The following is a 14,172-nucleotide window of genomic DNA, read 5'->3' on the forward strand; positions in this document are numbered from 1 at the left end:
TGCGGGACGGGGACGGACTGTTCGGTGCTCACGGGTTTCCTCGGGTACGCATCGGCAGCAGGCCGGGTGACGCCTCTCCGTACCTGGTGAGCCGGGGATCAGGTCCACAGGCCCAAGAAGCGATAATAGGCTGCCCGACGGCGTGACCCCGAAATTCCCGTTCGCCGGCTGCCGCCCCGGCTCCAGCCGGGACAGCAGCCGAACTGTCAGGAGTCGAAGCCGAGGCCGAGCCGGTCCAGGGTCCTCAGCCACAGGTTGCGCCGGCCCGCTCGGAGTGGATCGTCAACTCGCCTTCATCGAAGCCCTGTTTGGCGACGGTGCCCTGGATGAAGCGCCGGGCGACCTCCTCGCTCTCGCAACCGGCCACCTGCGGGGCCCGGAGAGTCGTCGCCGCAGGTCAAGCCCACGTATCGGTATGCGCAGGCTGGCATCGCCCGGATTGGTCGGCCTCGCCCACGACAGGTGAGCAATCCGGGCGAAGCCGGCTCCGCAGGGCGCGATGATCCGGCTGCTCTCGAGCCCGTGGTCAGCGGTCATATCGGGACGCTACGCCCTGTTGGACAAGCCTCATCGTCCCAGTTCAGAAGGCACTTTCGCGTTCCCGCTCACGGTCCGGTCCCAGCCCGACGTGAAACGCGCAGGCTAGCAACCTTCCTTCGGCGCCGACAGGTCGATGTCGCCGACCGGGATGTCCGGGTTGACGGCGGCCGTGCGCAGCAGCCGAGTGAAGCGGCTGCAGAGGGCCTCGACAGTGGACCGGTCGAACAGCTCGGTCCGGTATTCGACCACACCGTCGAGTCCGCGACAGGTGCCGTCGACGTCCCGCCGCTCGAACAGGCCGAAGGTCAGGTCGAACCCTGCGGAACCCCCGCCGACCAGGTCCACCGCGGCGGACGCGCCTGGTAGCTCCAGCCTCTCGGGGAGGGATGGTGCGAGAACCAACATCACTTGGAAGAAGGCCCGGCCGAACACGGCCCGCTCGCTCGCCGCTCGCCGTGGCCCCTGCGCCTCCACGACCAGGTCGAAGGGCACGTCCTGGTGGGCGAAGGCCCCCAGATCGGCTTGCGTGACCCGGCCGAGCAACTCGCGGAAGGTCGGCTCTCCCGAGGTGTCGGTGCGCAGTACGAGCGTGTTCACGAAGAAGCCGACCAGGTCGTCGAGCTGCGCGTCCGCGCGGTCGGACACCGCCGTACCGATCGGGATGTCCGTACCCGCGCCGAGGCGAGTGAGCAGCGCGGCCAGCCCGGCGTGCACCACCAGGAAGAGGCTGGCCTGCTCGTCCGCGGCCACCTCCAGGAGCTTCCCGTGTACGTCTGCGGGGACGGTGAAGGTCACCGTGTCGCCGGCGCTGTGCGCCGGGCGCCCTGGCCGTACCTGCTCCGTACGGTCGACGGGTAGCGCGATGCGTTCCGGCAGACCGGTCAACGCCTCGTTCCAGTAGGCGAGCTGACCGGCGCGCAGGGCGCTGGGCTGGTGGTCGGCGCCGAGCAGTCCACGCTGCCACAGGGTGAAGTCGGCGTACTGAACGGGCAACGGCAACCAGCCCGGGGCGTCACCGCTGACGCGGGCCCGGTAGGCGGTGCCGAAGTCGTCCAGCAGCCGCCGCAGCGAGGTGCGGTCGCAGGCGATGTGGTGGAGCAGCAGGAGCAACGTCTGCCTGCGCGAGGCCTCGGCCGTGAACAGGACCGCGCGCAGGGGAAGTTCGCTCTCCAGCTGGAAGGGGCGGCCGGCCGCGGCGCTCAGCGCGTCCGGCAGCCGGTCCGGGGCGACGGGCTCAACCGTGAGTGCCGGGCGCGCGGCCGTGACCGGCAGGATGTGCTGGACCGCCTGGCCGTCCCGCTGCTGGATGAGGGTGCGCAGGGTTTCGTGCCGGGCCGTGAGGTCGCCCAGGGCGGCACGGAGCGCTTCCTGGTCCAGATCGCCGTCCCAGCGCAGCACCAGGGGAACGTTGTAGGTGCTGTCGGGGCCGACGAGCTTGTGCAGGAACCAGAAACGCCGTTGGCCGTAGGAGAGCGGGACCTGCTCGGCGCCCCGGTCCTCGGCCAGCGGGAGCCGGGGGACGGGCCGGGGCCCCGGTCCCGCACAGACGTCGCCCGGATGAGCCGTGTCGCCCAGATGGGCAGCGAGCCCGGCGACGGTCGGATGGTCGAAGACGTCCCTGACATCCAGCTCCGCCCGGGCGCCGAGGCCGGCTCGGCGCACCATGCTGACCAGTCGTGTCGCCCGCAGGCTGTCGCCCCCGAGGTCGAAGAAGTCGTCGTCGGAGCCGACCTGCTCCACGGTGAGCAACTCGGCGTACATCCGTGCCAGTTCGGCTTCCAGTGGCGTGTCCGGGGTGCGGGACGGCAGGTGCGCGCGGGCCTGGGGGGAAGGGAGTGCCGCCCGGTCCAGCTTCCTGTTGGGGGTGAGCGGCAGCCTGTCGAGCGGGACGAACAGGGATGGGACCAGATGCGCCGGGAGCCGCGCGCGCAGCCATTCGCGCAGCTGGGCGAGGGCCGGCCCGGGATCGTCCGCCGCCGCCTCGCGGGTGGGGACGACGTAGGCCACCAACCGTGCGGCCACGTCGGCTCCCTGACCGCTCTCTGCCCTGGTGCGGGCCGGATCGTGCGGAACGCCGGAGCTCGCCAGCACGGCACCGCCCGCCACGCCGGGGGCGGCCAGCAGCGCCGCCTCGATCTCGGCCGGTTCGATCCGGAAGCCACGGATCTTGACCTGGTCGTCCGCCCTGCCGAGATACTCCAGTGTGCCGTCCTGGCGGGCGCGTGCGAGGTCGCCCGAGCGGTACAGCCGGGACCCGGCGGGGCCGAAGGGATCGGCCACGAAGCGCTGCGCGGTCAACGCGGCACGGTGCAGGTAGCCCCTGGCCACTCCGGAACCCGCGACATACAGCTCGCCGGCCACCCCGGGGGGCACCGGGCGAAGCTGGTTGTCCAGTACGTACAGCCGGGTGCCGGCAACGGCCTTGCCGATCGGGACGACCTGCACCGTACTGTGGTCGTGCTCCAGGTCGAACCGGGTCGAGAGGACCGCCGTCTCGGTGATGCCGTACATGTTGACCAGGACGGGCGCGGAGTCCTGGTGCCGCTCGTACCAGGAACGCACGACGGCAGAGGAGAGCGCCTCACCGCAGAAGATGACCCAGCGCAGGGCCAGTTCCCTCCCCTGCTCCGGCTCTTCGGCGTCGGCCTGGGCCAGCGACCGGAAAGCGGAGGGCGTCTGGTTGAGCACCGTCACACGTTCCCGCACCAGCAGGTCGAGGAAGGCACGGGGGGAGCGGCTCACCTCGCGGGGGACGACCACCAGTCGGCCACCATGCGCGAGGGCACCCCACATCTCCCACACGGAGAAGTCGAAGGCACAGGAGTGGAACATCGTCCAGGTGTCGCCGGGGCCGAACCCGAACTCGGCGGCTCCCTCTTGCAGCAGCGCCACCGGACCGCGGTGCGGGACCACCACGCCCTTGGGGCGGCCGGTGGACCCGGAGGTGTAGATGACGTAGGCGGCATGGTCGGGCGTCAGCGGCCCCGTGCGGTCCGCGTCGGTCAGGTTGGCCTCGCCGTCCGTCGAGTCGGCGTCGCTCGTCGCGGGTGCGGCTGCCGCGGCGCCCGTCAGGTCCGCTTCGGAGAGGACGCACACCGGCCGGGCGTCGGCGAGGATCCGCTCGGTGTGCTCCGGCGGCCAATCCGTGTCGAGCGGGAGGTAGGCCGCACCGGTCTTGGACACCGCCAGGATCGCGGTGACCACGTCCTCGGAGCGGGGGTGCAGGACGGCGACGGTGCGTTCGGGTCCTGCGCCTCGCCGGATCAGCGTCCTGGCCAGCCGATTGGCGCGCGCGTTGAGCTCGGCATAGGTGAGCCACCGCTCGCCGTGGCCGACCGCCGGGGCATGCGGAGTGAGCGCGGCCCAGTGTTCGAACAGCTCGGGGAGGGTGCGGGGCGAGGGGGGTACGGGTGTGCCGATGCACGGTACGAGCAGCCTGCGCTCTTCCGGTGCCAGCAGATCAAACTGTCCGACGGGACGCCCGGGGCAGTCGATCAGCTGGTCGAGCAGGCGCAGGCAGCGGTCGGCCTCGGCGGCGACCTCCTCGGGCTCGTACCGCCCAGCCTCGGCATGCACCTCCGCCATCAGGCCGGCCCGGCCGCGTTCCGGCCTGATCATGACGGAGAGGTCCTCCAGCGCGCCGGTGTTGAGCTGCCTGAGGGTCATCGGCCGCCCGGCGAAGCTGCGGCCGAAGCTGAAGGGGACGATGTTCGCGGTCAGTTGGTACGGCGCCTGCGCCGGCCCGGTGAAGCCGAGGTCGCGGCGGAGGTCCTCGTACCGGTAGCGCTGGTGGTCGAGGGCGAGGGTGACCGCCTCGCCCACGGTCCGGATCAGTTCGGCGGCCGGCCGGCGCTGGTTGACCGGTACCCGCAGTGGGAGCACGTTCGAGGCCGCACCGCTCACGGCGCCCGCCGTTCCGGCGGTGCGGCCGGCGACCGGGAACCCCACGACGACCTCATCGCCCCCGCCGCTGCGGACATGGTCCAGCAGGACGGCGCCGGCGGTCGCCACCACCGTCCAGGGGACGTCGAGTTCGCGTGCGCGTGCGCGGAGGGCGGCCACCCGGTCCTGGGGCATCCGGGACGCACCGCGCACCGGTGCCCCGCCTGTCCGGCCGGGTGCGGCGGGCCAGGACACACCCGTCCGGGCGGCTCCCGGCCAACCGGCCAGCTTCGCAGTCCAGAACTCGCGGTCGACCTCGAAGTCGGGTGTGGAGCGGTAGGCCCGCTCGGCCTTCAGCAAGGTGTCCAACGGCACCTGGTGGCCGGGCTTCGGGGACTCGCCGCGCTCCAACGCCGCGTAGACCTCGCCGAGCCGCTGGGCGAACAGCGCCAGGCCGAAGCCGTCCACCACCAAGTGGTGGACGAGCAGGTACCAGCAGACCCGGTCCTCGGAGATGCGCAGGAACGCGGTCCTGAAGGCCGGGCCGTTCTCCAGGTCGAGCGGGCGGGCGATGTCCGCCCGCATCCAGTCCAGCGCGGCGGCCATCGGCGCGGGTTCCCGCTGGAGGTCGACGACCGGTACGTGCCAGACGGGGAGGGGGCCTACCCATTGCCTCGGCTCCCCGGAGGCCGTAACGGCGAACCGGCACCTGAACGGCTCGGTCTCCCCCACGGCGAAGCGGAAGGCCGCCTCGTACAGCTCCGGATCGAGATCTCCGGCAACGTCGAACGCGCTCGCCAGTTGGTACTGGACCGGGGACGCCAGCTTCTGCGCCAACCAGATCCCGTGCTGCATCGTGGTGAGCGGCATCGCCGGTTGATCCGCCGAGTGCGCGTGCTCCGGCTCGTTCCTCACGGAGTGTTCACCGACCCCTTCTGCTGTGCCTCGACGGCCCACCGTTCGACGAGGACACGGCCGATGTCGCCGAGCACGGCGGACTGTCCCATCTCCATGTGCGTGCAGTCGACCGGCAGGACCTCGAGCGGCCCCTTGACCAGCGGGCGCCACCGGCCGAGCGTGGTCGCGGGCGAGCGATCGTGCGAAGTGAACATCACGGCGCTCCCGCCGAACGGGCGAGGCTTGTGCAGGGCGGCGACCCGCACGTTGTTGGTGATGATCCGGGCCAGCGCGGCGATCCGCTGATCGTCGAACGCGGCCAGCGGTCCCTGCTGCGTACGGGCGATCTCCACGCACCGCGGATACGTCAGCGACTCGCCCGCCCACAGGGACGGGTCGTAGCCGAAGAATTCCAGCAGCAATGCGAGGGGGGCCAGGCCGGCAGCCGTGGCCCGCGCGGCCGCGGCCGCGGCGTCGGCGGCGCCCGCACCCGGATCGGCATCCAGGATCGCCAGCGTCTCCACCGACTCGCCGCTCCGCTCCAACCCCACCGCCATCTCGTGGGCGATCACTCCCCCGAAGGACCAACCGAGGAGGTGGTAGGGGCCCGTGGGCTGGACGGACCTGACATGGTCCAGGTAGTCCGCCGCCATCTCCCGGACGGACGCGGGCAGGGCTTCGGTACCGTCCAGGCCCCGGGCCTGCAGGCCGTACACCGGTCGATCGGCGCCGAGCGGCGAGGTGAGTCCCGCGTAGGACCAGGAGAAGCCCGACGCCGCGTGCACGCAGAACAGCGGCGCCCCGCCGCCCGACTCCCGCAGCGGCAACAGGACTCCGATGCCGCTCTCGGAAGTCTCCTGGATGCCACCCCACCTGCTGGTCGTACGGCTCGTCCCCCGCGCCACCCGGGCCAGGGCTCGGACCGTCTTGTACTCGAAGACGTCCTGCGCCGTGAGGACGAGCCCCACCCGGCGCAGTCGGCTCAGCAGCCGGATCGACATGACGCTGTCGCCGCCGAGGTCGAAGAAGCTGACGTCCGTTGCGACTTCGGGGAGCCGGAGCACCTCGCGGAACACCCGCGCAACCTGCGCCTCCCGCGCTCCGTCGGCGGTCGGCGGGTCGGCCTCCAGCGGCCGTACGCCTGCGGGCGGCTTCTCGCGGTCAAGCTTGCCGCTGCCCGTGCGCGGCAGCACGGAGGCGGCCTTCAGCTCGGCCGGGACCAGATGTGCCGGCAGCCGCTCGGCCACCCAGTCCCGCAGCGTACGGTGGCTGGGGACGCGGGCTCCCGCCACGGGCACCAGATAGGCCACGAGCCGGGCGTCGCCACTCGGCCCCTGCCGGACACATGCCATGACCTCGGCGACGGCGGGGTGCCGGGCCATCACAGCCTCCACCTCACCGGGTTCGATGCGGAAGCCGTTGATCTTGACCTGGGCGTCCGTGCGGCCGAGGAAGTCGAGCTGCCCGTCGGGGCGCCAGCGGGCCAGATCGCCGGTCCGGTACATCCGCTCGCCCGGCGGACCGAAGGGGTCAGCGACGAAACGCCCGGCGGTCAGCCCCGGTCGGCGCAGGTATCCCCGGGCAAGGCAGTCCCCCGCCAGGTACAACTCGCCTTGGCCGTCGGCCTCCACCTGGCGCAGTGAACTGTCGAGCACGTAGGCGCGTATGTGCCCCAGCGGCCGTCCGATGGGCGGTGCGCCCTCCGGCACCGAACCGTCGCCCGCCGGGGGGGTGGCACCGAGGGTGGCCGCAGTGGCATGGACGGTGGCTTCGGTGGGCCCGTACACGTTGAGTACCCGGGTGCCGGGCATGATCTCCCGGATCCTCGCGGCGAGGGTTGCGGAGAGTGCCTCACCGGTCATCGAGATCGTCGTGGCCGACACCTCGAGACCGCCGGTCCCGATCAGCTTGGAGAACACCGAAGGGATGGCGCACAGCAGACCGCCCGACCAGCGCGGCGGGTCGCCGTCGAGCAGCGACAGCAGACTGTCGACCACCTCGACGCTGCCGCCGCCCGCCAGCGCCGGGAATAACTCGGCCACCGACACGTCGAAGCTGAACGAGCTCGCCGCCAGCACGTGTGCCAACGACTCGGTGCCGAACTCGGCGGCCGCCCAGTCCACCAGCGCGACCAGACCGCGGTGCGGCACCACGACCCCCTTGGGCGTACCGGTGGAGCCCGAGGTGTACATCACGTAGGCGGGATGCGAGGGTCGCAGCGGACCGGAGCGGTCGGCGTCGGACGGTGCCGCGGGTGAGAAGTGCTCCGACTCCCTGGCGATCGCGGGGTCATCGAGCCGGATGGTCGTGGTCGACAGGCTTGCGGCGCCCGCGACGTACGAGTCGCCGGCAGTGTCGGTCAGCACACAGGCGGGTTCCGCGTCCTCGATCATGAAGCGGAGCCGCTCGGCCGGGTAGCCGGGGTCGAGCGGCAGGTACGCGGCGCCGCTCTTGAGCACCGCGAGCATCGCCACGAGTGTCCCGGCGCACCGAGGGAGCAGCAGCCCAACGACCGACTCCGGCCCGACGCCCCGGTCGATCAGGAGCCGGGCCAACCGGTTGGCACGCTCGTGGAGTTCGGCGTAGGTGAGCTTGCCGTCGGCGTCGATGACGGCGACCGCGTCCCCGTGGCTCCGGGCGGCGCTCTCCAGCAGGTCGGTGAGCGTTCGCCGGGGCGCCCCGGAGGCCGCGCCGCTCGAACCGCGGTGAACGGCCACCGACTCGTCCGCCGCCGACAGGTCGAGGGTGCGCAGCGGGTGCCCCGGGCCGGCCACGGCCAGGGCCAGCAACCGTCCGAAACGCCGGGCGTGCGCATCGAGTTCGGCGGCGGAGTAGCGATCCTCAGCACCGCTGAGGACGATCCGCAGCCGCTGGTCCACGGGGTCGTCGTCGAGTACGACGCGTATGTCGTGGACCGGGTCGGGCACCAGGTCGTGGACCACTACGGACAGTTCACCGAACCGCACGGGTGTCCCGGGGGTGCGGATGTCGGCGATCGGTCCGAACAGTCGGGACCGGTCGTCGGGTGCCCCGGCCTCGTGGCACAACTCCCGGTGGCCCAGCCGCTGGTGCCTGACCGCCTCGCGAGACTCCCGGGCGACGTCCTGGACGAGCTCGGCGAAGGTGGCGGCGGGTCGTACCGTCAGCCGGAGCGGCACGATGTCATCGCTCGCGTGCGGGACACGCCTGCTCACCCGACTCGGCCGGCCGTCCATCGGCATGCCGATCACCAGGTCCGTGGCGCTGCTCAGCCGGTGGGCGTAGGCCGCCACGGCGGCGCACAGCACCGCCCGGACCGGCACACCGCCGTAGCGGGCGGTGGCACGCACGCGTTCGGTGTCGGTGGTGCCGAGCGTCACCGGGCGGGAGCGCACCGGTGCCCGCAACCCGTCGGCATCCCTGGCGGGAGCCCATGCGAAGGTCACCGGCTCGGGGAGGTCGGCGCACCGCCGCCGCCAGTGGGCACGGTCGGCTTGCTGAGTGGGAGATCCGGCGTACCCGGCCGCTGCCGCGGCAAGCTGGGCCCGGGTGGCCAGGGCGCCGTCAGTGGCCGAGCCGCCCTCGGTGAGCGCCGTGTACACCTCGGAGACCCGACGGGTGATCAGCGCACAGCCGAAGCGGTCGACAACAGCCCGGGGGTGCTGGTGGAACCAGTGGTGACGGTCCGGGCCGAGCCGCAGCAACGCCTGGGTGGACCAGGGCAGCCCGGTCCCGGCACCACGCCGTGCGGGTTCCGCTGCCCGCTCCAGCGCCGCGCGCGTCCACGCGTCGGCCGCGCCCCGCGGGTCCGCCTCCGTGCTCAGGTCCACCACGGGCAGCGGCAGGCCGTCCGAGGTCTCCGGGGCGGGCGGTCCGTCCGGTCGCCCGCCGCCGGGAGGCACCGGCCGTGCGGTGGTCTCGGCCACGACCTGGGCGACCGCCTTGCCCAGCGTGGTGAGGTCCAGGTCTCCGTGGATCTCCACGAGCTGGGCGGTGTGGGACATGCCCATGGGCGCGCTCTGGCGGTCAGCCATGGTCGGTTCCTCCCCGCGCGACGAGCTGCTGTGGTGAGTACTGGTAGAAGCCACGGCCCGACTTGCGTCCCAGGTTGCCTTCGGCGACCAGACGGGCCAGCAGGGAACAGGGCCGGAAGCGGTCCTCGCCGGTGTGCCGGCGCAGCACCTCCAGCGAGTCGGCGATGGTGTCGAGACCGATGAGGTCGGCCGTGCGCAACGGCCCCATGGGGTGGCCGAAGCAGTCCTGGAAGATGCGGTCCACGGTCTCGGCGTCGGCGGTTCCCTCCCCCAGCACGGCGGCCGCCTCGTTGAGCGTCAGCATCAGCACCCGGTTCGTGACGAAGCCGGGGGCGTCACGCACCACGAGGGCGTGCTTCCCGGTGCGGGCGAGGAACGCCTCCGTGCGCTCCAGGGTGCGACCGCTGGTCTGCGGCGCACAGATCACCTCCACCGCATCCTTGAGCGGTGCCGGGTTCATGAAATGGGTGCCGATGACCCGGTCGGGGCGGGCGGTGAAGGACCCGAGTCGACTGATCGGAATGCACGAGGTGTTGGACGCGAAGATCGCCTCGGCGCCGCAGACCCGGTCCAGTTCGCGGAGGATCCCCTCCTTGATGTCCTCGTCCTCCCGGGCGCACTCCACCACCAGGAGGGCTGCCGCCATGTCGGCGAGCTCAGCGGACCAGGTCACGAGGGACTCGGTGCGGGGAGCGGGCACGCCCGCCCGCGCCTGCCGGGACCCCTGGCGCAGCAGCGTGGCCGTCCTGATCCCGGCGCGGAGCCGAGCCGGCCCCGAGGCCAGCGCCCCGGCGTCGTTGTCGACGACGACCACGGGGTGGCCGGCTTCGGCGAAGCACTGCGCCACACCGATGCCCATCGTGCCCGCGCCGACGATGCCCACCAGCGACCCGGCCGGAACGGTCTGCGCGGTCTGTTGAACGTCTGTCTGATCGTCCACTGTTGCAGGTCTCCTTCGTCGGCCGAGCCACGTCAGTCGGTGTGCGCGGGCCGTGCCGTGGCCGGCTCCGCGGGCGTGCTTGTACTGGTCGTCGTGCGGAGGGGCCACAGGCCGGACAGCGGTGCGCCGGGGGCGCGGGTGGCCGCACGCAGCAACGCGAGCAGTCCTTCGAGCAGAGCCCGGGCGCTCGATCGGTCGAAGAGCTCGGTGCGGTAGTCCAACGAGATGGACAACTCGTCCCGGCCCGGTCCTTCGACGACGGACCAGGAGAGGTCCAGTTCGCTGCGGCCGGGTGGCAGCGTGAGCCGCCCCGCGTCCGTGCCGGGCCACCGCACGGGGGCCGCCTCCACCCCGGCCACCGAGCCGAGTGCCGCCGGCAGCGCTCGGTAGGAGTACGCCACATCGAAGAGCGGTGCCCTGCCGGGCTCGTCGGGTACTCCGGCTGCGCGCGCGATGTCGGCGAGCGGCACGTCCCGGTGCTGTTCCGCGCCGGTGACGGCATGCCGCACCCGATCGATCAGCTTCTCGAAGGACGGGTCGTCGGCCAGCTCCAGACGCAGCGGCAGGCTCCGCGCGAAGGTCCCCACCCGGGTGCCGGCCGCCGAGGGGGGAAGCGCCGTGCCGGTCAGCCCGATGAGTGCCTCGTCCGCTTCCGTGTGCCGGGCGAGCAGGGCGGCGAGGGCCGCCAGCACGCTCTCCCTGACCCCGGAACGGCCCACCGCGCGGGCGAGGTCGTCGGGCACCCGGGAGCCGAGGGCGGCGGTGGCGCGGGTGCCGTGGGCGGGCCGGGCACGGTCCAACGGCGGCGCGCCATCGGCCAGTCCCGCCAGTGTCCGCCTCCAGTAAGCGAGTTGTTCCTCCCGCTGGGGGCCGCTCCTGGGCTCGGCATGCTCGCCGGACAGCGTGGGCAGCTCGGGCAGCTCGGCCCGGCGTCCGTCCAGGCCGGCGCCGTACAGGGCGAGCAGGTCCCGGAAGAACACCTCCGGCTGACCACCGTCGTAAGCCTGCTGGTGGGTGGTCACCAGCAGAATGTGCCGGGCCGGGCCCGTCGTCGCGAGGAGCGCGTGGAGCCGGTGACCCGATGCCGGATCGAGTACGGGTGCGGCCGCGGCCTGCGCGATCTCCGTGGCCGCGACGAGGGGCTCGCTCTCGCCGGAGACGTCCGCGGTGGTGAGGAAGCCATCGCCGAGCAACGAGCCGTGCCCCGCTGGTTCGGCGGGCCCGGCACGCAGCACCTCGTGCCGCTGCGCCAGTTCTTCCAGCGCCGTGCGCAGCGCGGGGAGCCGCACCTCGCCGCGCAGTTCGAGGCAGCTGACGACGGGGGCGACGACCGGGACCGCCGGGGCGGGCGGCGTGTCCGGTCGGTCCGCAACCGGTCCGGTCACCGCGGGAGGACCCCCGGGGAGGTCGCTGTAGCGCGTGTCCTCGTTGTCCGCGACGGCGTGCAGCAGCTCCACGAACGCCTCGGACATGGCGGAGATCGTGCCGGCGTCGAAGAGCCGTGTCGCGTACTCCATCATGACCGTGATCTCGTCCTGGTCCGCCAGTTCGCCGACGACCACCGAGATGTCGAACTTGGCGGTGCCGGGAGGCAGTCCGGGGAAGTGGGCGATGAGTTCCGGGTCGTGCGCCGGTCCGACGGCGATCTCGCCGAAGGAGGTGGCCGGTGGCAGCGTCTGGTGTACGTACATCACGTCGAAGATCGGGTTGCGGCTCGGATCACGGTCGGCCACGACCTCGTGCACGACCTTCTCGAACGGGATCTCCTGGTGGTCGAGGGCATCGAGCACCACCCCGCGCACCTGGCGCAGCAGCTCACGGAAGCTCGGGTCGCCCGACAGGTCCGAGCGCAGTGCGATGGTGTTGTTGAAGAAGCCGAGCAAACCCCACAGTTCGGGCCGGCTACGACCGATGGTCGAGGTGCCGACGACGATGTCCCGCTGGCCCGACCAGCGTGCGAGCAGCACGTTGAGCGCAGTGAGCAGCACCATGAACAGAGTGGCCGTCTCCTGGGCGCCCACCTCGCGCAGCCGCTGCACCAGCGCGCCCGGGATGGTGAATCCGTGGGTCGCACCGGCGAAGTCCATCCGGCCGGGGCGCGGCCGGTCGGTGGGCAGCGCCAGGGCGGGTGGGGCGCTCAGCCGGTCGCGCCAGTAGCTCAGTTCGCCGTCGAGGCGGGAGTCGGCCACCAGCTCGCGCTGCCACCGCGCGTAGTCCACGTACTGCACCGGCAGCGGCTCGATGTCGGGGGCGCGGTTCTCCAGGCGGGCCGTGTAGAACTCCAGCAGCTCCCGCATCTGGACCTGCGGAGCCCAGCCGTCGTTCACCGCATGGTGCATGCACCAGCAGACGATGTGCTCGTCAGCACCGATCCGCACGACGGTCACCCGGATGAGCGGGTCGTTGGCAATGTCGAAGACCCAGTGCGCGGTGGAGGTGATGACCTCACCCGCCGCGGTCATCGGGTCATCCTCACCCGATGCGTCCAGGTACGTGAAGAAGTCGCCCAGTTCGGGCCGGATCTCCAACCCGGACACGCCGTCGGTCTCGACGAGATTGGATCGCAGCACCTCGTGGCGCTGCGCCAGGTCCTCCCAGGCGAGCCTGAACGTGTCGACGTCCAGGGGGCCGCGGTACCGGGAGGCGCCGGGGAGGTTGTAGAGCGTGGTCGTCGGGTCGAGCTGATGGTGGAACCACATGCGCTCCTGCCCGTACGACAGCACCGGCTCCCGGCCGGGGACGATCGGCGGCAACTCGGCGCCGACCGGCCCGGGGACGACTGGAGCCGCTGGCGCGGCGGCGGCGGTCGGCGGTTCCGGCGTTGGCGCGTGCCGCGCCCGGTCCTGGATGGCCCGCGCGAGCGAGCTGACGACGGGATGGTCGTAGATGTCGGCCATCCTGAGCCGGGCACCGTACTGCTCCCGTATCCGCTCCAGGAGTTGGAGGGCGATGACGGAGTGGCCACCGATGGAGAAGTAGTCCGCGCCGGCATGGACCTCATCCGCGTGCAGCAGCTCGACCAGGGTGGCCCGCAGCCAGTCCAGTACCGTCCCGGGTTCCTCGGTCCGCCGCGCGCCGGGCGAGCGGACCGGCTCCTCGGCGGCAGGCGCAGGCGCCGGAGCTGGAACGGGAGCCGGGGCAGTGGTCGAACGGAGTGCTTCGCCCGAGGACAGCACCTCACCCAGTGGCCTGGCCCAGCAGCGAACGCCGGTGAACGGATGTCCCGGCAGCGGAACCCGGCCCGCCGACGGGTGGGCTCGCAGCACCGGCCAGTCCAGGCTGACGCCCTCCTCGTACAACCGCCCCAGCAGCTCCAGGACGGCGGCGTCGGCGTCGGAACCGGGCCGCAGACGGAGCACGCGGGCGTCCGCACGGTCCTGGAGACGGGCCGTCAACCGGTCGCTGATCTCGCCGCGGACCGCCAGCTCCACGAACAACACGGGGCCGGCGGAGAGTTGCTCGTCCGCCGCCGCGTGGAGCTGCTCCACCCGCAGCGGCTTGCCCGCCACCACCGGGTCCTGCCCGCTGCGTGCTCGCCGCAGCGTGGCGGTGTCCTCAGCGCTGATATCGCCCCGCAGGTACCGGGCGGTGTAGCGGGAGATCCCCGAACTCATCAGCCCGTCCGGCGTGACGCCGGCCCGGACCAGCAGCCGGTACGTCGCGAGCTGTCCGCGGACCATCGCGGCGTGGTCGGCCGGCACGGGCAGCGCGTCCGGCAACTCGCCCGGCAGCTGATCGCGCGGCTCGCCGGGGGTGGCATCCGCGGAGAGCAGGAAGACCACCCGAGGTGCGGCCGGCGGACCGGCGGCAGCCGTCCTGGCCGCGTCGGGCGTCTCGGGCGTCTCGGGCCGACGCCAGGTGACCTCGGCGGCCAGGCGTGCCGCGAGCTCAGAGGTGTCC

Annotated in this window: 4 protein-coding genes; all 4 read right to left on the reverse strand. The window is 72.4% G+C overall.

The features are described 5' to 3' along the window. Positions 1 to 642: 642 nt before the first annotated feature. Positions 643 to 5,292, reverse strand: coding sequence for an amino acid adenylation domain-containing protein (locus tag ACWGJO_RS37995; protein WP_452190212.1), 4,650 nt, complete (start codon positions 5,290 to 5,292; stop codon positions 643 to 645). Between the two features lie 41 nt (positions 5,293 to 5,333). Continuing rightward, positions 5,334 to 9,332, reverse strand: a complete 3,999-nt coding sequence (locus ACWGJO_RS38000; protein ID WP_452190213.1) for an amino acid adenylation domain-containing protein — start codon at positions 9,330 to 9,332, stop codon at positions 5,334 to 5,336. Next, positions 9,325 to 10,272: a 3-hydroxyacyl-CoA dehydrogenase family protein gene (locus tag ACWGJO_RS38005; RefSeq protein WP_452190214.1), complete on the reverse strand. Its 948-nt coding sequence runs from the start codon at positions 10,270 to 10,272 to the stop codon at positions 9,325 to 9,327. Before ACWGJO_RS38005 ends, ACWGJO_RS38000 begins: the two co-directional genes overlap by 8 nt. 32 nt (positions 10,273 to 10,304) lie before the next feature. Next, positions 10,305 to 14,172 (reverse strand): condensation domain-containing protein (locus tag ACWGJO_RS38010; protein WP_452190215.1); only part of this gene is annotated, 3,868 nt, incomplete at its 5' end.

The sequence above is a fragment of the Kitasatospora sp. NPDC054795 genome (genome assembly GCF_053611565.1).